23 protein-coding genes are annotated in these 24,631 nt (G+C 71.5%); 17 read left to right on the top strand and 6 right to left on the bottom strand.

The genetic code is table 11. The annotated features are described in order from the left end of the window. Positions 1–6 precede the first annotated feature (6 nt). A complete protein-coding gene (locus ACFU5O_RS20055) occupies positions 7–735 on the bottom strand; it encodes a FadR/GntR family transcriptional regulator (protein ID WP_384242187.1) in 729 nt (242 codons plus the stop codon). 77 nt (positions 736–812) lie between these two features. Between ACFU5O_RS20055 and ACFU5O_RS20050 the strand changes: the two genes are divergently transcribed. The 3 genes from ACFU5O_RS20050 to ACFU5O_RS20040 are packed head-to-tail and all read left to right on the top strand — an operon-like array spanning position 813 to position 4,347. Further along, positions 813–2,177, top strand: coding sequence for a glutamine synthetase family protein (locus tag ACFU5O_RS20050; RefSeq protein ID WP_384242184.1), 1,365 nt, complete (start codon positions 813–815; stop codon positions 2,175–2,177). Between the two features lie 8 nt (positions 2,178–2,185). Continuing rightward, positions 2,186–3,556 (top strand): aldehyde dehydrogenase family protein, encoded by a 1,371-nt coding sequence (locus ACFU5O_RS20045; RefSeq protein ID WP_384242182.1) that lies wholly within the window; start codon positions 2,186–2,188, stop codon positions 3,554–3,556. Between the two features lie 5 nt (positions 3,557–3,561). After that, complete coding sequence (locus tag ACFU5O_RS20040; protein ID WP_384242179.1) at positions 3,562–4,347, top strand: 3-oxoacyl-ACP reductase; 786 nt, start codon at positions 3,562–3,564, stop codon at positions 4,345–4,347. Between the two features lie 189 nt (positions 4,348–4,536). On the opposite strand, the gene ACFU5O_RS20035 is transcribed toward ACFU5O_RS20040, so the two are convergent. Continuing rightward, positions 4,537–5,739, bottom strand: a complete 1,203-nt coding sequence (locus ACFU5O_RS20035; RefSeq protein WP_384242176.1) for an amino acid deaminase/aldolase — start codon at positions 5,737–5,739, stop codon at positions 4,537–4,539. Between the two features lie 531 nt (positions 5,740–6,270). On the opposite strand from ACFU5O_RS20035, the gene ACFU5O_RS20030 reads away from it, so the two are divergent. Then, on the top strand, positions 6,271–7,191 hold the full coding sequence (locus ACFU5O_RS20030) for a hypothetical protein (RefSeq protein ID WP_384242173.1): 921 nt from the start codon (positions 6,271–6,273) through the stop codon (positions 7,189–7,191). Then, the gene (gene mycP, locus ACFU5O_RS20025) at positions 7,188–8,450 is read left to right on the top strand and encodes a type VII secretion-associated serine protease mycosin (protein WP_384242172.1); all 1,263 of its coding nucleotides are present in this window, start codon (positions 7,188–7,190) and stop codon (positions 8,448–8,450) included. The genes ACFU5O_RS20030 and mycP overlap by 4 nt, the downstream gene beginning before the upstream one ends. A 169-nt stretch (positions 8,451–8,619) precedes the next feature. Here mycP and ACFU5O_RS20020 read toward each other — a convergent pair whose 3' ends face one another. Then, positions 8,620–9,144, bottom strand: a complete 525-nt coding sequence (locus ACFU5O_RS20020) for an ATP-binding protein (RefSeq protein WP_384242280.1) — start codon at positions 9,142–9,144, stop codon at positions 8,620–8,622. Between the two features lie 325 nt (positions 9,145–9,469). On the opposite strand from ACFU5O_RS20020, the gene ACFU5O_RS20015 reads away from it, so the two are divergent. From ACFU5O_RS20015 to ACFU5O_RS19965, 11 genes are all read left to right on the top strand, one after another. Then, the gene (locus tag ACFU5O_RS20015; RefSeq protein WP_384242169.1) at positions 9,470–10,201 is read left to right on the top strand and encodes an SseB family protein; all 732 of its coding nucleotides are present in this window, start codon (positions 9,470–9,472) and stop codon (positions 10,199–10,201) included. Between the two features lie 24 nt (positions 10,202–10,225). Continuing rightward, the gene (locus tag ACFU5O_RS20010; protein WP_384242166.1) at positions 10,226–10,603 is read left to right on the top strand and encodes a DUF1844 domain-containing protein; all 378 of its coding nucleotides are present in this window, start codon (positions 10,226–10,228) and stop codon (positions 10,601–10,603) included. A gap of 366 nt (positions 10,604–10,969) precedes the next feature. Then, entirely contained in the window at positions 10,970–11,671 is a 702-nt protein-coding gene (infC, locus tag ACFU5O_RS20005) for a translation initiation factor IF-3 (RefSeq protein ID WP_384242163.1), read from the top strand. 104 nt (positions 11,672–11,775) lie between these two features. Next, positions 11,776–11,970 carry a 50S ribosomal protein L35 gene (gene rpmI / locus ACFU5O_RS20000; RefSeq protein WP_019884943.1) on the top strand — a complete coding sequence of 65 codons (195 nt, stop codon included), beginning with the start codon at positions 11,776–11,778 and terminating at the stop codon, positions 11,968–11,970. Positions 11,971–12,075: 105 nt separating this feature from the next. Beyond that, complete coding sequence (rplT, locus tag ACFU5O_RS19995) at positions 12,076–12,462, top strand: 50S ribosomal protein L20 (RefSeq protein WP_066950970.1); 387 nt, start codon at positions 12,076–12,078, stop codon at positions 12,460–12,462. A 651-nt stretch (positions 12,463–13,113) separates the two neighbouring features. Then, complete coding sequence (locus tag ACFU5O_RS19990; RefSeq protein ID WP_384242159.1) at positions 13,114–13,962, top strand: TrmH family RNA methyltransferase; 849 nt, start codon at positions 13,114–13,116, stop codon at positions 13,960–13,962. A 101-nt stretch (positions 13,963–14,063) separates the two neighbouring features. Then, positions 14,064–15,197, top strand: a complete 1,134-nt coding sequence (locus ACFU5O_RS19985) for an ATP-binding protein (RefSeq protein WP_384242156.1) — start codon at positions 14,064–14,066, stop codon at positions 15,195–15,197. Positions 15,198–15,332: 135 nt separating this feature from the next. After that, a complete protein-coding gene (gene pheS, locus ACFU5O_RS19980; protein WP_384242153.1) occupies positions 15,333–16,457 on the top strand; it encodes a phenylalanine--tRNA ligase subunit alpha in 1,125 nt (374 codons plus the stop codon). Further along, entirely contained in the window at positions 16,457–18,988 is a 2,532-nt protein-coding gene (gene pheT, locus ACFU5O_RS19975) for a phenylalanine--tRNA ligase subunit beta (RefSeq protein WP_384242150.1), read from the top strand. The genes pheS and pheT overlap by 1 nt, the downstream gene beginning before the upstream one ends. 460 nt (positions 18,989–19,448) lie before the next feature. Beyond that, the gene (locus tag ACFU5O_RS19970) at positions 19,449–20,789 is read left to right on the top strand and encodes a transcriptional regulator (protein WP_384242148.1); all 1,341 of its coding nucleotides are present in this window, start codon (positions 19,449–19,451) and stop codon (positions 20,787–20,789) included. Between the two features lie 51 nt (positions 20,790–20,840). After that, on the top strand, positions 20,841–21,371 hold the full coding sequence (locus ACFU5O_RS19965; RefSeq protein WP_384242278.1) for an NUDIX hydrolase: 531 nt from the start codon (positions 20,841–20,843) through the stop codon (positions 21,369–21,371). 193 nt (positions 21,372–21,564) lie between these two features. On the opposite strand, the gene ACFU5O_RS19960 is transcribed toward ACFU5O_RS19965, so the two are convergent. Both ACFU5O_RS19960 and ACFU5O_RS19955 read right to left on the bottom strand, forming a co-directional pair. Next, positions 21,565–21,822, bottom strand: coding sequence for a hypothetical protein (locus ACFU5O_RS19960; RefSeq protein WP_384242146.1), 258 nt, complete (start codon positions 21,820–21,822; stop codon positions 21,565–21,567). 150 nt (positions 21,823–21,972) lie between these two features. Then, on the bottom strand, positions 21,973–22,833 hold the full coding sequence (locus ACFU5O_RS19955) for a 3-hydroxybutyryl-CoA dehydrogenase (protein ID WP_384242276.1): 861 nt from the start codon (positions 22,831–22,833) through the stop codon (positions 21,973–21,975). A gap of 190 nt (positions 22,834–23,023) precedes the next feature. Between ACFU5O_RS19955 and ACFU5O_RS19950 the strand changes: the two genes are divergently transcribed. Further along, the gene (locus ACFU5O_RS19950) at positions 23,024–24,382 is read left to right on the top strand and encodes a glycoside hydrolase family 10 protein (protein WP_384242143.1); all 1,359 of its coding nucleotides are present in this window, start codon (positions 23,024–23,026) and stop codon (positions 24,380–24,382) included. On the opposite strand, the gene ACFU5O_RS19945 is transcribed toward ACFU5O_RS19950, so the two are convergent. Next, a complete protein-coding gene (locus ACFU5O_RS19945) occupies positions 24,319–24,513 on the bottom strand; it encodes a DUF1918 domain-containing protein (RefSeq protein ID WP_384242141.1) in 195 nt (64 codons plus the stop codon). The genes ACFU5O_RS19950 and ACFU5O_RS19945 overlap by 64 nt on opposite strands. Between the last annotated feature and the right edge of the window lie 118 nt (positions 24,514–24,631).

The following is a 24,631-nucleotide window of genomic DNA, read 5'->3' as shown; positions in this document are numbered from 1 at the left end:
CCACGGCTACGCGAGGAATCCGCGCAGCAGTGCCGCCGTGCCCCCGCAGTGCTCCCGCATCACCTCGCGCGCCGCGTCGGCGTCGCCGTCCAGGACCGCCCCCACCAGTGCAGAGTGCTGCTGCTGGGAGTGCTCCAGATTGCGCACGAGCAGCGGGATGCAGTCGAGCAGATCGTTCAGGGTCGCCCGTACGGCCGCGTACTGGGCGGTCAGGGTGGGGGACCCGGACAGCTCGGCGAGGGTGAGATGAAGCAGCGTGTCACAGCGGCGGTAGTCGTCCAGGCGTGCGTCATGGGTCGTCGCCAGCGCGGTACGCAGCCGCTCGGCGCCCGCGTCGGTCAAGCCGTGCGCCGCGCACAGCCCGGCTGCGCCGACCTCCAGTACCTCACGAAAGCGCAGGGTGTCCTCGACGTCGACGGCGGCGATACGGCGTCGTAGCTCCTCCTCGCCCCGGGTGCGGTCCCGCTGCAGGACGAACGTTCCCCCGTATCGGCCGCGCCGGCTCTCGACCAGGCCCTGCTCCTGGAGGACCTTCAGCACCTCACGGAGCGTGACGCGGCTTATGCCCATCCGCTCCGCCAGCTCGCGCTCGGCGGGCAGCCGCTCCCCGCCGGGCACCAGTCCGAGCCGTACCACCTGGAGGATCTGCTCGAGGGCTTCCTCGAAGCCGTTGCCCGCCCGCACCGGCCGCAGCACATGCGTCAGCCGGTCCGCCGGCTCGCTCTTCTTCGTCACCTTGCGGTTTCCCCTTCCCAGGCAATGGTCTTAGGTAATACCTTATGGCTCCCGGCTGACCGAAGGAGCGTAGTCCCGTGGCAGACCGCACACCCCCGCTGACCGTCGACGAGCTGAGAGAGCTCGTGGCGAGCGGTGAGATCGACACCGTCGTCCTGGCCTTCCCCGATATGCAAGGGCGGCTCCAGGGCAAGCGGTTCGCCGCGCCCTTCTTCCTCGACGAGGTCCTGGAGCACGGCACCGAAGGCTGCAACTATCTCCTCGCCGTCGACACCGAGATGAACACGGTGGACGGCTACGAGATGTCGTCCTGGGACCGGGGCTACGGCGACTTCGCCATGCACCCCGATCTCACCACGCTGCGCCGAGTCCCCTGGAACGAGGGCACGGCCATGCTGATCGCCGACCTCGCCTGGAACGACGGCGCCCCCGTCGTGGCCGCGCCCCGCCAGATCCTGCGCCGCCAGCTCGACCGCCTCGCCGCTCTCGGGTACACCGCGCATGTGGGCACCGAGCTGGAGTTCATCGTCTTCAAGGACTCCTACGAGCAGGCCTGGGACGCGAACTACCGCGGCCTGGTCCCGGCCAACCAGTACAACATCGACTACTCGGTGCTCGGCACCGGACGCATCGAGCCACTGCTGCGCCGCATCCGCAACGAGATGGCCGGCGCGGGGCTGACCGTCGAGTCCGCCAAGGGCGAGTGCAACCCCGGCCAGCACGAGATCGCCTTCCGCTACGACGAGGCCCTCGTCACCTGCGACCAGCACGCCGTCTACAAGACGGGTGCCAAGGAGATCGCCTCGCAGGAGGGCGTCTCCCTGACGTTCATGGCGAAGTACAACGAGCGCGAGGGCAACTCCTGCCACATCCATCTGTCCCTTCAGGACGCGGACGGCCGCAATGTGATGGCGGGGGACGGACCGGACGGAATGTCGCAGGTCATGCGGCACTTCCTGGCGGGCCAGCTGGCCGCCCTGCGCGACTTCTCGCTGCTGTACGCCCCGAACATCAACTCGTACAAGCGCTTCCAGCCCGGATCCTTCGCCCCCACCGCCGTCGCCTGGGGCTACGACAACCGCACCTGTTCCCTGCGCATCGTCGGCCACGGCCGCTCCATGCGGTTCGAGAACCGCCTTCCCGGCGGGGACGTCAACCCGCATCTTGCCGTCGCCGGCATGGTCGCCGCGGGGCTCCACGGCATCGAGCAGCAGCTGGAGCTTCCGGAGGTCTGCTCGGGCAACGCCTACACCGCCGACTACGCCCACGTTCCCCCGACCCTGAGGGAGGCCGCCGAGCTCTGGGAGAACAGCCCCATCGCCAAGGCCGCCTTCGGTGACGAGGTCGTCGCCCACTACCGCAACATGGCGCGGGTCGAGCTGGAAGCCTTCGACGCCGCGGTGACCGACTGGGAGCTCCGCCGCTCCTTCGAACGCATGTGAGGCACCACTTGTCGCAACTGTACGAACTCGATGTCCTGAACCCGGCCACCGAGGAAGTCATCGCCACCGTCCCGGGCGCCGTCGAGCAGGACGTCGACGCCGCCGTGGTACGAGCCGCGGCCGCTCAGCGTGCCTGGTCGTCCGCGGCGCCCGCGGACCGCGCACGGCTGCTGCGCCGCTTCGCCTCCGTCGTCGACGGCCACATCGAGGAACTGGCGCGGCTCGAGGTCGCCGAGGCGGGCCACACCATCGGCAACGCCCGCTGGGAAGCGGGGAACGTCCGCGATCTGCTCGACTACGCGGCCGGGGGAGTGGAACGGCTCACCGGCCGCCAGATCCCCGTCGCCGGCGGGCTCGACCTCACGATCCTGGAACCGCTGGGCGTCGTCGGCGTCATCGCGCCGTGGAACTTCCCCATGCCGATCGCCGCCTGGGGCACGGCTCCGGCGCTCGCCGCGGGGAACGCCGTGATCCTCAAGCCGGCCGAGACGACGCCCCTGACCGCCCTGCGGCTCGCCGAACTCGCCCTGGAGGCGGGCCTTCCCGAGCACCTCTTCCAGGTGCTGCCCGGCCGAGGCGACATCGCGGGCGACGCGCTCGTGCGCCATCCGGGAGTCGCGAAGATCGTGTTCACGGGCTCGACGCGGGTCGGCAAGCAGATCATGTCGCTCTGCGCGGACCGCGTGAAGCGCGTGACCCTCGAACTCGGCGGCAAGAGCCCCAACATCGTCTTCGCCGACGCCGACATCGAGGCCGCTGCCGCCGCCGCGCCCATGTCGTTCCTCGACAACAGCGGCCAGGACTGCTGCGCCCGCACGCGCATCCTCGTCCAGTCCTCCGTCCACGACCGCTTCCTTGAACTGCTCGCTCCGGCGATCGAGTCCGTCGTGGTCGGCGATCCCGCGGACGAGAGCACCCAGATGGGTCCGCTGATCTCCAAGACCCAGCTGGAACGGGTGCGTTCCTACGTCCCCGACGGCTTGCCCGGCATCCACGGCACCGCACCCACGGGCCCCGGTTTCTGGTTCCCCCCGACCGTCCTCACCGGACTCGCGCCCGACTCCCCGGCCGCCGTGGACGAGGTCTTCGGACCGGTCGCCGTCGTGCTCCCCTTCGAGGACGAGGAGGACGCGGTACGGCTGGCCAACGCGACGGACTACGGCCTCTCCGGCTCCATCTGGACCCGTGACATCGGCCGCGCCCTGCGCGTCTCCGGGGCGGTCGCCGCGGGAAACCTGTCCGTCAACTCCCACTCCAGCGTTCGCTACTGGACCCCGTTCGGCGGCTACAAGCAGTCCGGCCTCGGCCGTGAGCTGGGCCCCGACGCCCTCACCGCTTTCACCGAAACCAAGAACGTCTTCATCAGCACGGAGGACTGAACCACATGACCACCGAATCCCCTGTGTGCCGCCGTCTCGCCGGCCGCACCGCCGTCATCACCGGTGCGGGCAGCGGCATCGGCCTCGCCACCGCGCGCCGTCTCGCCTCCGAAGGCGCGAACGTCGTGTGCGGCGACATCGACGAGATCGCGGGCAAGGCCGCGGCCGAAGAGGTCGGCGGGACGTTCGTGAAGGTGGACGTCACCGACGCCGAGCAGGTCGAAGCGCTCTTCAGGACCGCGTTCGACACCTACGGCAGCGTGGACATCGCCTTCAACAACGCGGGCATCTCACCGCCCGACGACGACTCCATCCTGGAGACCGGCCTGGACGCCTGGAAGCGCGTCCAGGAGGTCAACCTCACGTCCGTGTACCTGTGCTGCAAGGCGGCCATCCCCTATATGCAGCGCCAGGGCAGGGGCTCCATCATCAACACCGCGTCGTTCGTGGCGCGGATGGGCGCGGCGACCTCCCAGATCTCCTACACGGCGTCCAAGGGCGGTGTGCTCGCGATGTCCCGCGAGCTGGGCGTGCAGTTCGCCCGCGAGGGCATCCGGGTCAACGCCCTCTGCCCGGGGCCGGTCAACACCCCGCTGCTCCAGGAGCTGTTCGCCAAGGACCCGGAGCGGGCCGCACGCAGGCTCGTTCACATCCCCGTCGGCCGTTTCGCGGAGGCGGACGAGATCGCGGCGGCCGTGGCGTTCCTCGCGAGCGACGACTCGTCGTTCGTGAACGCGACGGACTTCCTCGTCGACGGCGGTATCTCGGGGGCGTACGTCACCCCGCTGTAGATCATCGCCGAGCACGGCGGATCCCCCCCGCCCGCCCGCCCGGCCGGTACCCGGGCCCGGACAACGCGGCTGTCGAAGACTGACGGACGGCGCTGCCCGGGCCGGGACACCGGGGGAGGGCTCGCCGGTCGGCGTCGCCGCCGACCGGCATCCGTCAGCCGTCAGCCGTGGGCTGTCACCGGTCAGTCGTCAGAGGAACGTACGGCCCTCGCCCCGGTACGTCGGTACGGTCGCCACCACCCGGTCGCCCTCGATCAGCCGCAGCTCGTCGAACCGCTCGCACATCTCCCCGGCCTTCGCGTGCCGGAACCACACCTTGTCGCCGATGAGGAGGTCGTCGGCCGGTGTGCCCAGCAGCGGAGTCTGGACCTCGCCGGGCCCCTCCTGCGGGTCGTACCGCAGCCCCTCCGGCAGATACGGAACCGGCAGCCGGTCCCGCCCCGCGGCCCCGGACGCCGGATAGCCGCCGCCGAGCACCGTCACCACCCCCACGCCCGGACGGCGCACCACCGGCTGGGCGAAGAGCGCCGCGGGCCGCCCGCTGAAGGACGTGTAGTTGTCGAACAGCCGCGGCAGATAGAGCCCGGACCCGGCCGCGATCTCGGTGACCACGTCCTCCGCGGCGGTGTGCTGCACACTGCCCGTGCCACCGCCGTTCACGAACTCCAGGTCCGGCACCACGGCCCGGACCGCACGCACGGCGGCCGCCCTGCGCGCGGCCAGCTCGCGGCGGGCCGCGGACTGCATCAGCCTGATCATCCGCGAGCGCAGCGGGCTCCCCGCCACCGCGTCGCCCACGCCGGCGACATGTCCCTCGTACGCCATCAGCCCCACCAGCCGGAAGCCGGGCCGGCGGGCGACCGACCGGGCCATTTCCGCCAGTCGGCCCGGATCGCGGAGCGGCGAGCGGCGCGCCCCGACCCGTATCCGGCCTCCCAGCAGATGCAGCGCGGTGTCCAGCTCCAGACAGACCCGGATCTCCTCCGTGCCGCCGGACCGTGCCCGGTCGATCAGCTCCAGCTGTGCCGGATCGTCGATCATCACCGTGACCGCGGCGGCGAGCTTGGCGTCCCCGGCCAGCTCGGCGAAGCCCGCCCGGTCGGCGGACGGATACGCGAGAAGTACGTCGTCGAACCCTGCCCGGGTCAGCCAGACCGACTCCTCCAGGGTGAACGACATGATGCCCTGGAAGCCGTCCATGGCCAGCACGCGCTCCAGCAGCGCCCGGCAGCGGACGGACTTGCTCGCCACCCTGACCGGCTTCCCGCCCGCTCGCCGGACCAGGTCCGCCGCGTTCGCGTCGAAGGCGTCGAGATCGACGACGGCGAGCGGCGCGTCGAGATGGGCAGTGGCCCGGTCGTACCGGGTCCTGTCTGCGGCACGGGGAGTCATGGGGCGAGCTTGCCAGACCGGATTACCCGGGGGTAGGGGGACGTTCTGGGCAGATGCCCCGGGCCTGCGGACCCGTTCCCGCGCGGCCTGCTTCTCCCCGTAGAGTGACGCACACACGGTGACGAACGGGCCTGCCCCGAAAGGCGATCCGGCAGCGCTACGACTCGAGGGAACGGGGGGCGGATGAGCACCGAGGCACCGCGCTCTTCCCGTATCACCGACGCCCTCCTCCCCGTCCAGTCCGACTCCGCGACGGTGTCCGCGCCGACGCCGGCCGAGACAACGACCCGCCTGCGCCCGATCACGGATTCGACGCCACCGCCCCGGCCCGCCGCGGGCCCGGCGAACGCGGCGCCGCTGCGCCGGCCCGCCGCACGACCCACGAACGCCACTGCCGACGCAGCGGGAGACGGCGGGCAGACCCGGCGCCCCGCGAACGAGAGACCGGGGCCGCGGCCGTCCCACCCGTCGGACGTGCCGCCCGTAACCGGTGCAATGCCGCCCCGCCCGTCCCTGCCGCCCCGTCCGACCGTGCCGCCGCAGCCCGTGGCCGGCCGTTCCGTACCGCTCTCGGTGCCGCGCACCGGCGGCCCGGCAGCGGCACCCGCCCACTTCAGAAGCTCGCCGCTTCCCTACGCGGACATCCTTCCCGAGACCCCCACCGAGATCACCACTCGCCTGCGGCCCATCCGCACACGGCACCCCGCGCGGACCGCCGCGGCCCTCATCTGCGTCGTTCTCGGGCTCGGTCTCACCGGGGGCGCACTCGCCGGAAGCTGGCTCGCCGGGGACTCGTCCGCCGCGCCTGCCGCGCGCGCCGGCTACGAGGACACGCGCACGCTCTGGCGCAGCGTTCCCGTCGACAGCCTCTTCCCGCCGGCCCTCAAGGGCACCGGCGCGGGACCCGGGGGCGCGGACCGGGCGTGGACGCGGATCGCCGTCGCCCCCGACGGGCCCTGCACGGGTGCCCTGGATCCGCTGCTGGCCAGGGCGCTGCGGCCGGTCGGCTGTGTGCGGGCCCTGCGGGCGACCTACACCGACGCCACCGGCAGCAGTGTCACCACCGTCGGCATGGTCTTCACGCGGGCGGACCGGAACGCGATGGCGACCCTGCGCAGCCGGTTCTCGGGCGAGGGCCTGACCGAGCGCGCCGACCTCATGCCCCGGGCCTACGGCGTCCCCGGAACCGTCGCCGCGGGCTTCGGCGACAAGCAGCGGGCGAGCTGGACGGTCGGCGTCCTGAGCGACGCGCCCGTCATCGTGTACGCGGTCTCCGGCTTCGCCGACGGCCGAACGGTCACCGACCCCCAGCCCGCCAATGAGGCGATGGCCTCCGGTGCCACTTCGGCACCTGCCCAGGCGGGTCTCGGTCACGAGGCCAAGGGCATCGCGGACCGTATCGAGCGGGCCCTGCGGAAGTTCGCGACGCCGGCTCAGGAGCGCCCCGAATGACCGCGTCGTCCACGTCCCCCTGGCCCCGCCCGGCAGCGCCTGGCACGCCCGACACCCGGGGCGGCGCGCAGCCCGCGGTCTCGGCACACCCGCGCACCCGCCGCCGTCTCGTCGGCGGCCTCGCCACCGCCCTCGCGTTCGTCCTCGTGTCTGCCGCCCCCGCCCATGCCGACGGTATCCGCGCACGCCAGTGGGCCCTCGACGCCATGCACACCGACGAGGCGTGGCGGACCACCAAGGGCGAGGGAATCACGGTCGCCGTGCTGGACACCGGCGTCGACGACCGGCACCCCGACCTGGCGGGCCAGGTGCTCCCGACCAAGGACCTCATCGGCTTCGGGGCCGGACGCGGTGATCGCGCGTGGGCCCGCCACGGGACCGCCATGGCGGGGATCATCGCGGGGCGCGGCCATGGGCCCGGCCGCGAGGACGGTGTGCTCGGTATCGCGCCCGAGGCGAAGATCCTGCCGGTCCGGGTGATCCTCGAGGGCACTGACCCGGCGCGCGCCAGGGCCCGCAAATCCCGGGGCTCCGCGCTCGCCGACGGCATCCGGTGGGCGGCCGACAACGGCGCCGACGTCATCAACCTCTCCCTCGGTGACGACAGCGAGTCCGCCCACCCGGAGAAGAGCGAGGACGCCGCCGTCCAGTACGCCCTCGCCAAGGGTGCCGTCGTCGTCGCCTCGTCAGGGAACGGGGGCGAGAAGGGCGACCACATCTCGTACCCCGCGGCCTATCCCGGCGTCATCGCCGTCGCCGCCGTCGACCGCTTCGGCACCCACGCGGCGTTCTCCACGCGCCGTTGGTACGCCACCGTCAGTGCCCCCGGCGTCGATGTCGTCATCGCCGACCCGGACCGGAAGTACTACGAAGGCTGGGGCACCAGCGCCGCCTCGGCGTTCGTCTCCGGAGCCGTCGCGCTGGTGAGGGCGGCCCATCCGGGGCTGGCCCCCGCCCAGATCAAGAAGCTCCTCACGGACACCGCGCGCAGCGGCCCCAAGGGCGGACGCGACGACGCCAAGGGGTACGGAATCGTCGACCCGGCCGCCGCGATCGAGGCCGGGGGCAAGCTGCGCCCAGGGGACAGGAAGACGGCGGCAGCTTCCGGTTACGGCAGCCGCTACTTCGGCGGCGGCCCTGTCGCCGCGTCGACCGCGGATGAGCCGGGGGGCCTGCTCGTACCCGTCGCCGGCGGCATCGGCGCACTGCTGCTCGCGTGCTCGGTCCTGCTGTGGCGCGGCGGCCGACGGCGCACCTGAGACCGCTGCCCGATCCCTGGGCGGCCTCGGTACGGTGCCGCCGCGCGAGGAGCCGGTCCCGGCCGAGCCGGCCCCGGTGGCGAGTGAGACCTCGTCGTCCGGGCACGCGTCGCGCAGGTTCCGCCGCCCCGGCCGTTTTCGCCCTCCGGCAGGGCGGACCGGCGCGGCCCTACCGCCGGAAGTGCATCACCGGGCATGAGCCGGCAAGACATGCCGCGAGGTCCGCGCCGTTCGAGCCGGCGGCGAGGAACACCGCCCGGACCTCCTTGCCGCGCTCGGACACGCGGCGCACCTGCAGCGCGCCCCCGGACTCGCGGGCGAGACCGTCCACGATCAGCAGGCCACGCCCGCATTCCTGTCCGGGGTCGGCGGGCAGGGGCTGCGGCAGATAGGGATGCTCGTCGTGCACGGCCAGCGCCAGCATGGTCCCGGTCCTGGTGAGCGTGACCGTCGCCCTCGGCGAACACCGGGCGGCGTGCTGTGTGACATTGCCGACGAGCTCGGAGATGACGAGGGAAGCCGTGTCCAGGCCTTCGTGGTGCAGCCCCCAGTCCCGCAGCACGCGGGCCGTCCTCCTCCTCGCGGCTGGGACCCCTGCGGGCACAGCGGGCACGGTGAAGGCGTGGACGGAAACGGCGTTGCCCGGGCCACGACGAGTGGCCGCGACGCACTGTGCGCGGCCGGCGGGCCACATGGCGGACGGGTTCGTGACGGTAGTTGGCATGGACGATTCCCGGGGGACTTGCCTCGGCAGGGTTACCTGCGGCTGTTCAGCCGCGCCCTTGCGGGCGCGTCGTCCGAACCGGTCGATCGGTTCCGCCGGAGCGGAGAGGTGAACGTATCCACCGGACCATGGTTCGACATTGCCGAACACTAATGGCGTTCCACGGAGGGGACAAGGGTCAGTTCGCCGCAAATGCCTCAACCTGGGATCACCGGTGCCTTACCGGACCCGCTCCGGGGACGGTCGGGCGGCCCTGGCGGCACCGGAGCCTCCGCCCAGGAATTAGGCTCGTCGCGTGGCGCTCAAGAACATTCCCGACTCCGGCTTCTCCGACGACGACGGCACCGCCGACCCCGCCCTGACGGCGGCGCTCGCGGCCTGGGCCGAGGACAGGACCGCCGAGCAACCCGTACTCGAGGCACTCAAGGGAGCCCGGCTGCTCGTCCCCGTCGTCGCCGTGCTCGGTGAGGTCGAGGAGGACGAGAACGGGCTCCGGCGCGAGAAGACGAGCGACATGGCCGTGCCCACCCTGACCGCCGGGAACCGGCGGGCCCTGCCCGCGTTCACCTCGACCGCCTCGCTGGCCCTCTGGGACCCGGAGGCCCGTCCCGTCGCCGTTCCCCTGCACCAGGCGCTTCAGGCTGCCGCCCACGAGAAGGCGGACACCCTGGTGCTGGACCTCGCGGGCCCGGTGCCTTACCAGCTCACCGGCCGGGCGCTGCTCGCTCTCGCCGAGGGCCGCACGAGTACCGATCCGCTGGCCGACCCGGCGGTGACCGAGGCGGTACGGGCCGCGGTCGCGGCCGAACCCGCCGTGGTCCGCGCGCACCTCGGTGCCGGCCGGGCCGACGGAACCCTCGCCCTGGTCCTGGCTCCGCACGCGGAGCCAGGCGAGGCGGCGCAGCGGGTCGCCCGTGCGCTCGCGGCGGACGAGGCTCTGCGGGCCCGTCTGGTGCGCGGTATCGACCTGGCCGTGCTGCCGCCCGGAGCCACGCCGCCCGGCGAGCCCCTGTACGTACGGCCGTAACGGCCACCGCATATCGTGTGGCGCATGAGTGACGCGACCCCCAGCAATGAGACCCCGAGCGATGGGTCACCCGACTTCGACGCCATGACCCGCGACATCGCGGAGGTCCCCGCGGTCGAGGTGATCGTCACGGTCGCGGTGAACCTGATGAGCGCCGCCGCGGTGAAGCTCGGCCTGACCGAGGACGGCGACAAGCACAAGGACCTGGACGAGGCCCGCAAGCTGGTCCACGCGCTGGCCGGGCTGCTCGACGCCGGAGCGACGGAGATCAGCTCCTTCCACGCGGCGCCGCTGCGGGACGGCCTGAAGTCGCTGCAGCTGGCGTTCCGCGAGGCGTCGATCGTGCCCGACGAGCCGGGCCAGGGGCCGGGCGAGAAGTACACGGGTCCCGTCTTCGGCTGAGTCCCGACTCCTCCCGGCCGACCGCGTTCCCGGTCCGCCGGCCGCCGGGCGGCGCACTGCGAGGTCCGCCGCCCCGGCGGTACCGCGCGCGTGGTGCCGCCCTCCGGTTAGCCCCTTCCGCCCGGAGCTGCTAACCTTGTGTAACGACCGGTCGGACACCTATGTGCCCGACCCGCAAGTGGAGGCTCCGATCTCCCACCTGGCCGCCCAGCAGGGCGGCGGGTCACCGGTCAGACGGCGCCCATCGTTCCGTACGGACGATGGAGCCGTCCGAAGCAGCGCCCCGCGGTAGATCGCGGCGGTGTTCCGGTATTCAAGGAGCCCCGCCTGTGTCCCGTCGGGGCATTTTTCATTGCACCCCTGCGGTTGGTCCAACGAAACAGACGTTGCGCGGCTGTCCGCCAGACCGCCGCGTGGTGCTACCGAGGAGGATCCATCAGCACCGAGCCCCGCATCAACGACCGGATTCGCGTTCCCGAGGTGCGACTTGTCGGTCCCAGCGGCGAGCAGGTCGGGATTGTTCCGCTTGCCAAGGCGCTGGAGCTTGCGCAGGAGTACGACCTGGACCTGGTCGAGGTCGCGGCCTCTGCACGACCGCCGGTCTGCAAGCTCATGGACTACGGCAAGTTCAAGTACGAGTCGGCCATGAAGGCCCGTGAGGCGCGCAAGAACCAGGCGCACACGGTCATCAAGGAAATGAAGCTCCGGCCGAAGATCGACCCGCACGACTACGACACCAAGAAGGGTCACGTCGTCCGGTTCCTCAAGCAGGGTGACAAGGTCAAGATCACGATCATGTTCCGTGGTCGCGAGCAGTCCCGGCCGGAGCTCGGCTACCGACTGCTGCAGCGTCTCGCGGAGGACGTCCAGGACCTCGGTTTCGTCGAGTCGAACCCGAAGCAGGACGGCCGGAACATGATCATGGTTCTCGGTCCGCACAAGAAGAAGACCGAGGCGATGGCCGAGGCCCGCGAGGCGCAGGCCGCCCGCAAGGCGGAGCGCCAGGGGCAGCCCGCTCAGGCGGACGACATCGTCGAGGACTCCGCCGAAGAGCCCGCCGAGGCCTGATTCCGGGGCAACCGTCCTGGACATCAACACATACATCTGACGCTTTCGCCTGCCGGTTTACGGACCGGCGACGGGAGCGCCACTGACGAGGAGAGAACGGCGCGATGCCGAAGAACAAGACGCACAGCGGTGCCAAGAAGCGCTTCAAGATCACCGGCTCCGGCAAGGTGCTCCGTGAGCGCGCCGGCAAGCGCCACCTGCTCGAGCACAAGTCGTCCAAGCTGACGCGTCGCCTCACCGGCAACGCCGAGATGGCCCCGGGTGACGCCGCCAAGATCAAGAAGATGCTGGGCATCTGATTGATTTCGCGCCCCCGGTCGACGGGGGCCTCCGGGCAAGACCGGGACCCATTCGTTTCCGGGCCGTGTGAGGACAACCACGGCCCCGCTACAAGGAGTTAACAAGTGGCACGCGTCAAGCGGGCAGTCAACGCCCACAAGAAGCGCCGGGCGATCCTCGAGCAGGCCAGCGGTTACCGCGGCCAGCGTTCCCGCCTGTACCGCAAGGCGAAGGAGCAGGTCACCCACTCCCTCGTCTACAACTACAACGACCGCAAGAAGCGTAAGGGCGACTTCCGTCAGCTGTGGATCCAGCGCATCAACGCCGCTGCCCGCGCCAACGGCATCACCTACAACCGCTTCATCCAGGGTCTGAAGGCCGCCAACGTCGAGGTGGACCGCAAGATCCTCGCCGAGCTCGCGGTCAACGACGCCGGCGCGTTCGCCGCGCTCGTCGAGGTTGCCCAGAAGGCGCTTCCGAGCGACGTCAACGCCCCGAAGGCCGCGGCCTGACGTTCGCGTCCAGCCGGACTGCCCCGGACCCGCAGGCCCCTGGCCTGCGGGTCCGTGTGCGTCCGGCAGGCGGGGTGCCGCCCGGGTCCGTACCACGCCCTTCCCTTCCCTTCCGGGTCCGGTGGCGGACGGGAACCACGGCTCGCGCCGACCTCGGTGGGACGACCGTGGACCGGAGGCGAGCGGTCCTCCGCGCGCTCCAGCTGATGGCGCGAGACCTGCCCCGGCCTGCCTGTACGCGGCCGGCTCGCCGCCGGCCCCATGGGCGCGGACGGACACCGCGCTCGGCGCGGCCCCGCAGCCGTCCCGTGGTCGCCGTGGCCGTGCCGTGCCGTGCCCTGCCTGTGTCGGGGCCGGTCCGTGGCGCGACGCGGACAGCCGGCGCGGCTCCGTGCGGTGGCGCGCCGTCCGCGGATGCCGTCCGCGGCCGGTGGCAGGTGGCCGCCCCACCACAACGAATCCTTCGCGCCGGTCCCCGGCATCGCAGGGAGCCCGGCAACGGACCGGTCTCCGGGTCGATCGGGCGAGCGGCCCGGGGCACCGCCCGGCGTCCGAGCCTGGGCGCTCCCACGCGCCCGGGCCGGCGGGCCTGATGCTCGTAACACCGCACACCACGCGCCGCGCGCGCCACAAGAGAAGTGAGTGCACCCCATGGGCACCCCCGAGCTGATCTCTCCGCGATCCCCTCGTGTCCTCGCCGCGCGGCGGCTGGCCAGGCGCAACTTCAGGTCCAAGGACCGGCGCTTCATCGCCGAGGGGCCGCAGGCCGTCCGCGAGGCCGTCGAGCACCGGGGCGGGGACGGCGAGGCGACGCTGATCGAGCTGTTCACCACGGTCGAGGCGGCGGAGCGCTACGCGGACATCGTCGACGCGGCCCGCGCCACCGGCGCCCGGATCCACTACGCCCCCGACACGGTGCTGGCCGAGGTCTCGCAGACCGTCACCCCGCAGGGACTCGTCGGCGTCTGCCGCTTCCTCGACTCGCCGTTCGAGGAGATCCTCGCCGCCAGGCCCAGGCTCGTCGCCGTCCTCGCGCATGTGCGCGACCCGGGGAACGCCGGTACCGTCCTGCGCTGCGCGGACGCCGCGGGCGCCGACGCCGTGGTCCTCACCGACGCGTCGGTGGACCTGTACAACCCCAAGTCGGTGCGGGCGTCGGTCGGTTCGCTGTTCCATCTGCCCGTCGCCGTCGGCGTACCCGTCGAACAGGCCGTCAGCGGGCTCAAGGGCGCGGGGGTACGGATCCTCGCCGCCGACGGGGCCGGGGACGACGACCTGGACGACGAGCTCGACGCGGGCACCATGAGCGGGCCCACCGCGTGGATCTTCGGCAACGAGGCCTGGGGGCTGCCCGAGGAGACCCGTGCACTCGCCGACGCCGTCGTCCGCGTACCCATCCACGGCAAGGCCGAGAGCCTCAACCTCGCGACGGCCGCGGCGGTATGCCTCTACGCCTCCGCCCGCGCCCAGCGCACCCCCGGCGGCTGCCGGGCACGGTGACCGGGGCCCCGTGTGCCCGGAGGGTGTCGCTCTGTCACCGACCACTAGTAGGGTGACGGATTCGGGGCCCACTGCACCGGTTCGAGAGGTGGGGTACGGGGATGGCTGTCGGCACGAGCAGGCCGTCGCAGGCCGATACGCAGACGCGGACCGCCCTCGCGCGTGCCGTCATGAGCCTCGGCGACCTCGGGATCGACCCCGACGACCTCCCCGACGGAATCGTCGTGGCCGACGAGAACGGCCGCGTGATCTGCTTCAACGCGGCGGCCGCACGGATCACGGCAACCCCGGGCGCCGAAGCCCTGGGCAGGCCGCTGGACCACGCCCTGCCCCTCGAAGACCTCAAGGGACGGCGCTGGTGGCCCCTCACCGATCCCTACGGAGGCCTGGCCACCCGTGTCGGCCAGCCCGAGCGCAACCTCCTGCTGCCCGGCGGACGCGAAGTGCTGGTCTCCGCCCGGTACATCCGCGAGGTGCCCACCGGGCCGGTGCGCCGCGTCGTCGTCAGCCTCCGCGGCACCGAGGCCCGCCGCCGCACCGAACGCAGCCATGCCGAACTCATCGCCACGGTCGCCCACGAGCTGCGCTCCCCGCTGACCTCGGTCAAGGGATTCACCGCGACCCTGCTGGCCAAGTGGGTGCGCTTCACGGACGACCAGAAGCGCCTGATGCTGGAGACGGTCGACGCCGACGCCGACCGCGTCACCCGCCTCATCGCCGAGCTCCTCGACATCTCCCGGATCGACTCCGGACGCCTCGAGGTCCGCCGGCAGCCTGTCGACATAGCCGCCGCCATCGGCCGCCACATCCAGGCACACACGGCTCGCGGCCAGTCCCCGGACCTGTTCTTCGTCCGCGTCGAGCGGCAGCTCCCCGATCTGTGGGCCGACCCTGACAAGATCGACCAGGTGCTCGGCAACCTGCTGGAAAATGCGGTGCGCCACGGCGAGGGAACCGTCACCATCGAGGTGGCACCAGCGCCCGGAAAGAACGACGAGAAGGGAACGGCCGTAACCGTGAGCGACGAAGGCCCCGGCATCCCCGAGGAGTCGATGGGCCGTGTCTTCACCCGCTTCTGGCGGGGAAGCAAGCGTGGTGGCACCGGTCTCGGTCTCTACATCGTCAAAGGCATCGTCGAGGCGCACGGCGGGACGATCACCGTCGGCCGCGGACCCCGCGGCGGCGCCGAGTTCCGATTTATTCTGCCCGTCGGTGCCCCGGCGTATCTCAGCTGACACCCGCTGAGTCCCGCCCTCCGGCCCACGGGCTCTTTCGTATGCCTGACCCCGCTAGACTCGACCTTTGGCACCTTTGCGTCCTCGGTCGTCGAGCGGGGGCCCCAGCCACCCCAATCGGAAGCACGGGAAGAGATGTCGGCACCGAACAAGTCGTACGACCCTGTCGAGGTCGAGGCACTGAAACCGGAAGAGATCGAGCGCATGCGGGACGAGGCGCTCGCCGCCTTCGCCGCCGCCGGTGACCTCGACGCGCTCCACGAGGCGAAGATCGCGCAGACGGGGCCCTCCTCACCGCTGGCCCTGGCCAACCGGGAGATCGGCGCCCTGCCGCCGCACGCCAAGGCCGACGCAGGCAAGCGCGTGGGCCAGGCCCGCGGCGCGGTGAACAAGGCACTGGCCGCTCGCCAGGCCGAGCTCGAGGCGGAGCGCGACGCGCGCGTGCTGGTCGATGAGGCGGTGGACGTCACGCTGCCGTACGACCGCACCGCGTCCGGCGCCCGTCATCCGCTGACCACGCTCTCGGAGCGCATCGAGGACATCTTCACGTCCATGGGGTACGAGGTCGCGGAGGGCCCCGAGGTCGAGTCCGAATGGCTCAACTTCGACGCGCTGAACATCGCGGCCGACCACCCCGCCCGCGGCGAGCACGACACCTTTTTCGTGCAGGGACAGGACGGAGGCCAGGGCTCCGGCGTCGTGCTGCGCACGCACACCTCGCCCGTGCAGGTCCGCTCCATGCTGGACCGCGAGCCCCCGCTGTACGTGATCTGCCCCGGCCGCGTCTACCGCACCGACGATCTCGACGCGACCCACACCCCGGTCTTCCACCAGGTCGAGCTGCTCGCCGTCGACGAGGGCCTGACCATGGCCGACCTCAAGGGCACCCTCGACCACATGGTCCAGGCGCTCTTCGGCGGTGAGGGCATGAAGACGCGGCTGCGGCCGAACTTCTTCCCCTTCACCGAGCCGTCCGCCGAGATGGACATGGTCTGCTACGTGTGCCGCGGCGAGTCCGTCGGCAACCCGGACCGGCCCTGCCGCACCTGCTCCAGCGAGGGCTGGATCGAGCTCGGCGGCTGCGGGATGGTCAACCCGAAGGTGCTCGTCGCCTGCGGCGTGGACCCCGAGAAGTACAGCGGATTCGCCTTCGGGTTCGGCATCGAACGGATGCTGATGTTCCGCCACAACGTCGAAGACATGCGAGACATGGTCGAGGGTGACGTCAGGTTCACTCGGCCCTTCGGGATGGAGATCTGATGCGGGTCCCGCTTTCATGGCTGCGGGAGTACGTCGACCTGCCGGCGACGGAGACCGGCCGTGACGTACAGACCAAGCTCATCGCCGCCGGCCTCGAGGTCGAGACCGTCGAGCAGATCGGCGCGGGGCTCAAGGGCCCGCTGGTGGTCGGCCAGGTGCTCACCGTCGAGGAGCTGACGGATTTCAAGAAGCCGATCCGCTACTGCACGGTCGACGTCGGCCAGGCCAACGGGACGGGCGAGCCGCAGGAGATCATCTGCGGTGCCCGGAACTTCGCCGTCGGCGACAAGGTCGTCGTGGCGCTCCCCGGCGCGGTCCTGCCCGGAGACTTCCAGATCGCCGAGCGCAAGACGTACGGCCGGATGTCCCGCGGCATGATCTGCTCCGGGGACGAACTCGGCATGGGCGACGACGGATCGCACGGCATCATCGTCCTGCCCCCGGAGATCGAGGTCGGCACCGACGCCGCGGAACTCCTGGAGCTGTACGACGAGGTCCTCGACATCGCCGTCACTCCCGACCGCGGCTACTGCCTGTCGATGCGCGGTGTCGCCCGCGAGACCGCCATCGCCTACCGCCTGCCGCTGCGCGACCCTGCGCTGCTCGACGTACCCGCGCCGAACTCGTTCGGCCACGCCGTGCGGATCGCCGACCCGGTCGGCTGCGACCGTTTCACCGCGCGCACCGTCGTCGGCCTCGACCCCGAGGCCCGCTCCCCGATCTGGATGCAGCGCCGCCTCCAGAAGGCGGGCATGCGCCCGATCTCGCTCGCCGTCGACATCACCAACTACGTGATGCTGGAGCTCGGCCAGCCGCTCCACGCCTACGACCGCACCCGCATCCAGGGTGCGATCGGCGTGCGCCGCGCCGAGCAGGGCGAGAAGTTCACCACCCTCGACGGCACCAAGCGCGTCCTGGACGCCGAGGACCTGGTCATCACCGACGACCGCGGGACCATCGGTCTCGCGGGTGTGATGGGCGGAGCCAACACGGAGATCGCCGACTCGGTCACCGACCCAGAGACGGGCGAGGTCCGCGGTACGACCGAGGTCGTCATCGAGGCCGCGCACTTCGACGCGATCTCGATCGCCCGCACCGCGCGCCGCCACAAGCTGTCGTCTGAGGCGTCCAAGCGCTTCGAGCGCGGCGTCGACCCGCAGGCCGCGGCGGCTGCCGCGCAGCGCACGGTCGACCTGCTGGTGCTGCTCGCGGGCGGCACGGCAGAGGCAGGGGTCACCGAGATCATCGCGCCGTCCGCGCCGCGCACGGTCACGATGCCCGCCGACCACCCCGACCGGGTGGCGGGTGTCGACTACGGCCGGGAGACCGTCGTACGCCGCCTCCAGGAGGTCGGCTGTGACGTCTACGGACAGGACGAACTGGTCGTCACCGTACCGTCGTGGCGGCCCGACCTGCACGCGCCGAACGACCTCGCAGAAGAGGTCATCCGGCTTGAGGGCTACGAGGAGCTTCCGTCCACCCTGCCCACGCCGCCGGCGGGCCGCGGCCTCACCGCGCGGCAGCGGCTGCACCGCCGGGTCGGCCGCGCGCTGGCCGGAGCCGGCCATGTCGAGGCGCTGAACTACCCGTTCATCGGCGAGGGCGTCTTCGACCAGCTCGGACTCGACGCGGAGGACCCGCGGCGCGCCGTCGTCAAGCTGGTCAACCCGCTCTCGGACGAGGAGCCGGCGCTGCGCACCACGCTGCTGCCCGGACTGCTTGCCGCACTGCGCCGCAACGTCGGCCGTGGTGCGAACGACCTGGCCCTGTTCGAGACCGGCCTGGTCTTCCGGCCGACCGGCGAGGAGACGGCCCTGCCCGCAGGGCTGTCCGTCGACCGCCGTCCCACGGAGGAGCAGATCGCCGCGCTGGACGCGGTGCTGCCACGCCAGCCGCGCCGTGCTGCGACCGTCCTTGCGGGCGCGCGCGAGCAGGCCGGCTGGTGGGGTGCGGGCCGCCCGGCCGACTGGGCCGACGCGGTCGAGTCCGCCCGCACGGTCGCCCGCGAGGCCGGTGTCGAGCTCGTCGTCCGTGCCGACCGGCACGCGCCGTGGCATCCGGGCCGCTGCGCGGCGCTGTACGCCACCGTCGGCGGCGAGGAGACCCTCGTAGGCCATGCCGGCGAGCTGCACCCGCGCGTCATCAAGGCGCTCGGGCTGCCGGAGCGCACCTGCGCCATGGAGGTCGAGCTGGATCTGCTGGAGCGGGCCGGCGAGGGCACCCTCCAGGCGCCGCGGATCTCCACCTTCCCGGTGGCCACACAGGACGTCGCCCTGGTGGTTCCGTCCGACGTTCCGTCCGCCGAGGTCGAGCGGGTTCTGCGCGAGGGCGCGGGCGAACTGCTGGAGTCCGTCAGGCTGTTCGACGTCTTCACCGGTGAGCAGATCGGCGAGGGCAAGAAGTCGCTGGCGTACGCGCTGCGCTTCCGTGCCCCGGACCGCACGCTGACCGTCGACGAGGCGTCGGCCGCCCGAGACGCCGCGATCGCGCTCGCCGCGGAGCGGGTGGGAGCGGTGCTGCGCGGGGCCTGACCACACCGGCCCGGCTGAGGCATCAAGGGGCGCACCCGGAATCGTTTCCGGGTGCGCCCCTTCGCGTCGGTGGTCACAGCGGACGAACCGGAGTGGACGCAGGCGCGGAACAACCGGAGCGAGCCGCACACGGGTCCCGGCGCAGTCCCGAGAACCGGGCCTGCGCCGTACCCGCCCTGAACCCTCCAATCGCGGCTGGCGAAGGGTCGTCCGCGGCCGGCGCCGCCCGCCCTGCCGCGGAGTAACGGGCAGATCAGCAGGACGGACGACGCGGATGCGGGCCGTCGCACTGTACGAGGGGGAGCCGACGGCCCGGCCGCCTCCTTGAGAGGCAGTTCAGTCAACCGGGGTCCGAGGCACGGCGGCAGAGCGCGCGCGGCACGGATATATGCACTCGTTTCACACCCCGTGCGAAGCCTGCTCCACTACGCTGGGCCACACCGAGCCAACGGAGGGCCCCATGCAGCCCAATACCCTGCTCGACGCCCTGCTCGACGAGGCGGGCATCTCCCATGCCGGTCTCGCCGCCCACGTCAACCAGACGGGCCGCGCGAGAGGCCTGGCCCTCCGTTACGAACACACGGCCGTGGCACGCTGGTTGAAGGGCCAGCGGCCTCGCGGTCAGGTACCCGACCTGATCTGCGAGGTGCTCGCGGCCCGGCTGCACCGTACGGTCACCCTCGACGACATCGGCCTCGGCGTCCCCGGCGAAGCCGCGGCACAGCACGGCTCACCGTTGTCCGGGTTCGTCGAGCGTGCCACCGCGCTGTGGCGCTCCGACGAGCAGCAACGCCCGCACATCATCGGCGCACCGGCGGTCACGGGCACGCCCGCGGTGATGCCCGTCTGGGAGTGGGAGAACCCGCCGGAGGACGCGGACGTCTCCCGCAGCGGCCGGACCCGCGTCAGCATGGCCGACATCAAGATGCTGCGAGCCGCGCGCGCCCACTACGAGCTGATGTACCGGAAGGCCGGCGGTATCGCCACCCGTTCCCGCATCGTCGGATTCCTCGACGCCGAGACCGCTCCACTGCTGCGCGGCGCGTACAGCGACGCCCTCGGCCGTCAACTGCACCGGGCCACGGGCGGACTGGTGGCCGTCGCGGGCATCTGCGCGTACGACTCCGACGCGCATGGACTTGCCCAGCGCTACTTCCACCAGGCGCTGCGTCTGGCGAAGGCGAGCGGCGACCGGGGCCTCGGTGCCTATGTCATAGCGCTGCTGGTCAACCAGTCGCTGTTCATGGGGGAGCACCGGCAGGCGGTCGCCTTCGCGGAGGCCGCACTGCGAGCGGCAGGGCGGCAGATCACACCCGCACTGGCCGCCGATCTCCATGCGATGCAGGCGAAGGCCTACGCCAGTCTCGGCGACGGCGGGAGCGCGCTCGGCTGCATCCGGCGCGCAGAGGCGGAGGCGGAGCGGATCCGTCCTGGTCATGAGCCGGACGAGACCGGCTATGTGCAGCCGGGGCTGGTGAACGTCCAGGTCGCGGAAGCGCTGCTGAGTCTCGGGGATCTGACCGCGGCCCGTGAGCACGCTGCCGTGGCCGCCGCTGCACCCGCGCACGACCGGGGCCGCGTGCACCGGTTGGCCATGCTCAGCCAGATCGAGCTCCGCCAGGGCGAGCCCGAGCGGGCCGCGTGCACCGCGACGGAAATGGCCGAGCGGGCAAGGGGAATGGAGTCGCAGCGGCTGAGGGACCGGCTGCGTGAGGTGCGCCGGCACCTCGTGGCGAACGGGTCCCCGGACGCGGCAGAGGCGGCCGAAATCATCGAGGGAGCTCTGCGCGTTCCCCTGTGAGCATGCTCCTGCTGCGATATTGCCATCTACTTGACGGAAGGTGGCAGAAAAGTGCAGTGGACGAAATTAAGCGAGCAAACCGTTTATGAGAACCGCTGGTTCAGGGTCAATCTCGCGGATGTGGAGCTCCCCGACGGTCGGCACCTGGACCACTTCCTCATCCGCCTGCGCCCGGTCGCCGTCGCGACCGCCGTCAACGAGGCCAACGAGGTGCTGATGCTCTGGCGGCATCGCTTCATCACCGACAGCTGGGGCTGGGAGCTCGCCGCGGGCGTCGTCGAGGACGGCGAGGACATCGAGACGGCCGCCGCCCGGGAGATGGAGGAGGAGACCGGCTGGCGGCCGGGGACCCTCCGGCATCTGCTGACCGTCGAGCCCTCGAACGGGCTCACCGATGCCCGGCACCACCTCTACTGGTCGCAGGACGCGACGTACACCGGCCCTCCCGAGGACGACTTCGAGTCCTCGCGCCGCGAGTGGATACCGCTGAAGCTGGTCCCGGACATGGTCGCCCGCGGCGAGGTCCCGGCCGCCAACATGGCGGCCGGGCTGCTGATGCTGCACCATCTGCGGCTCGGCTGAGGGCCGGGCGGTGCCGTGCACCAGGGTCTTTCGTCCGGATCAGGCCGGATCGGTGAGCGGGGTCCGGCGGCGTGCACCGCAAGGCGGAGGAAGGAGCCCACGCGGTGGGGGGCACCTTCCGGCGGTAGCTGCGACAACGCGGCGACGTGCGGCGCCAGGGCACGCGAGCCCGGCAGGATCCGAACCGGAGTCCCTAGCCGCCGACGGCCTGCCAGACCGCGACCGCCAGTGCGCCCAGCGCGGTGAGCGCGGCGACGGCGGGCAGGGGCCATTTGGTGTGCTCGAGTGCCACGACGCGTGCGGCGAGATCGTTCAGATCCCGGTCCATCCGGTCGTGGCGCTGGGCGAGCAGGGCGAGATGCCCGTCGATGCGGGCCAGGCCGACGTCGAGAGTGCGGCGCAGCTCGGCGAACTCCTCGACGGCGGCTAAGTGATCGGGGTCGGTCGTCACGGAACGCTCCTCCTGGGCAGTGTCTCCGGTGGTCCCTCGGCTGAACGGTCCCGAGTCAACTCGCCCTGGTCGCAGGGTGGGAGCGTGTGCGCACGGCATATGCGGACACGCTCCGCACACCCCGTGCGAAGCACCCGTGCCGATCGGGGATCAGGAGTACGAGTAGAAGCCCGAACCCGTCTTGCGGCCCAGCCGGCCCGCGTCCACCATGCGCTGCAGCAGCGGCGGAGCGGCGTACAGCGGCTCCTTGAACTCGGCGTACATCGAGTCGGCGACCGACGCGACCGTGTCGAGGCCGATCAGGTCCGAAAGCTTCAGCGGACCCATCGGGTGGGCACAGCCCAGCTCCATGCCGTTGTCGATGTCCTCACGGCTCGCGATACCGGATTCGAACATCCGGATGGCGGAGAGCAGATACGGAATGAGGAGCGCGTTCACCACGAAGCCCGACCGGTCCTGGGCGCGAATGGCGTGCTTGTCCAGCACCTGCTGGACCACGGCCTCCGACCGCTTGATCGTCTCCTCGGACGTCGTCAGCGCGGGGATCAGCTCGACGAGCTTCTGCACCGGGGCCGGGTTGAAGAAGTGGATGCCGATGACCTGGTCCGGACGGGAGGTCGCCACGGCCAGCTTGACCAGCGGGATGGAGGAGGTGTTCGACGCGAGAATGGCGTCCGGACGGGTCACCACCTGGTCGAGCACCTGGAAGATCTCGGTCTTGACCTGCTCGTTCTCGACGACGGCCTCGATGACGAGATCGCGGTCGGCGAACTCCCCGAGATCCGTCGTGAAGCTCAGCCGCGCCAGCGTCGCGTCGCGCTCCTCCTCTGTGATCTTGCCGCGTTCGGCGGCCTTGGAGAGGGAGTTGTACAGACGCGTACGGCCGATCTCCAGGGCCTCGCCGGTGGTCTCGGCGACCTTGACCTCGAGTCCGCTGCGGGCGCACACCTCGGCGATACCGGCGCCCATCTGGCCACAGCCCACCACTCCGACACGGGATACGTCGGCCACAGTCTCGGTCACATCGTGCCTTTCGCTGATCTTCAGTGGTCTTTGTGCGGCAGGTCCCCCGTATGGTTCCGGCGCCCGCCTCGACCCCACGACGTTACTCCGCCGGTGCGTGTGCTCGAAGGGCCGGGGCGGCATGCTGTGCCGTGACATTGAGTGAGGGATTGGTCACGGCAGGGGAAAGGGTCGGTTCATGGGGCAGATCACCAGGCGAGGCTTCGTCACGGCGGCCGGGGCGCTCACCGCGCTCACGGTGGCCGGGAGGGCGTCGGCGGCGTCCGCCGGCGACGATTCGGAAGGGGTGGCCGGGACGAGCGGTACGGACTCGTCGGCCGTCGCGCCCCTGCGCAGCGGGCGCGAGTTCCGTGGAATGTGGATGGCCACCATCGCCAACCGCGACTGGCCGTCGCAGCCCGGGCTCAGTGCGGCCCGGCAGCGCGCCGAGTTGATCGGCCTGCTCGACACGGCGGTCCAGCGGCGCCTCAACACGGTCGTCCTCCAGGTCAGGCCGGCCGCCGACGCCCTGTGGCCCTCGCCGTACGAGCCCTGGTCGCAGTGCCTCACCGGCGTCCAGGGCCGTGATCCGGGCTGGGACCCGCTGGGCACCGCCGTGCGGGAGGCACATGCGCGCGGACTGGAGCTGCACGCCTGGTTCAACCCGTACCGGGTCGCCAACCACAGTGACCCGACGCGGCTCTCCAGGAACCACCCGGCGCGGCGGAATCCCGGCTGGGTGGTTCCGTACGGCGGGAAGCTGTACTACAACCCGGGGCTCCCGGAGGTCAGGGCCTTCGTCCAGGACGCGATGCTCGACGCCGTGGCGCGTTACGACGTCGACGCCGTGCACTGGGACGACTACTTCTATCCGTACCCGGTGAGCGGGCAGTCGTTCGGCGACGGGGCCGCGTACCGGAAGTACGGCGCGGACTTCCCGAGCAGAGCCGCGTGGCGTCGCGACAACATCGACCGGCTGGTGCTCGAGACGGCGTCGCGGATCAGGACGACCCGCGCCGGGGTCCGCTTCGGCATCAGCCCCTTCGGGGTCTGGCGCAACGCCGACACCGACCCGCTCGGTTCCGACACCCAGGCCGGTGTGGAGACGTACGACGACCTGTACGCCGACACCCGCACATGGGTGCGCGAGGGGTGGATCGACTACGTCGTCCCGCAGCTCTACTGGCACATCGGCATGGCCGCGGCCGACTACGCACGCCTGGTGCCCTGGTGGGACGAGGTGGTTCGGGGGAGCGGTGTCGATCTCTACATCGGCGAGGCGCTCTACAAGGCGGGGGACCCGGCGCAGTCCAAGGCCTGGCAGGACCCCCGCGAGCTGTCCCGGCACCTCACGTTCGCCCGCAAGTACGCGAGCGTGCGAGGACATTGCTTCTTCTCGGCCAAAGAGGTGGCCACGGACCGGATCGGGGCGATGTCCACCGTGGTGGCCGATCACTACCCGACCCGGGTCCGGGCACCGCGGGAGCTCCTGGGTCAGGCCTCTTCGCGGTGGTGGCGTACGACGGAATCGGGGCCTGGCGACATCAGGCACTCATGACCGTCCTCGAAGCGGACGCGGTACGGGGGCGTTCCGTCGGTGCCCAGTACCTCGACGACTTCGGCGACACGGTCGTGCTGACCGACGATCCGGCCGTGCACGAGCAGCTGATCGCCCACACTCGCTTGCATCGGGAGTGACCTCCTTGAAGGGGCGCGGTCGGTATCCCTGAGTCTACGTCCCGGGGCGTGACGTGTGTCACCTTCGGGGCGTGGGCCCGGGACCTCCGGCAGCGACCACGCCGGGCCG

Source organism: Streptomyces sp. NPDC057445, from assembly GCF_042802855.1.
GTDB lineage: Bacteria > Actinomycetota > Actinomycetes > Streptomycetales > Streptomycetaceae > Streptomyces.
The sequence above is the reverse complement of the archived record's forward strand: the minus strand, read 5'-3'. Positions and strand labels throughout refer to the sequence as shown.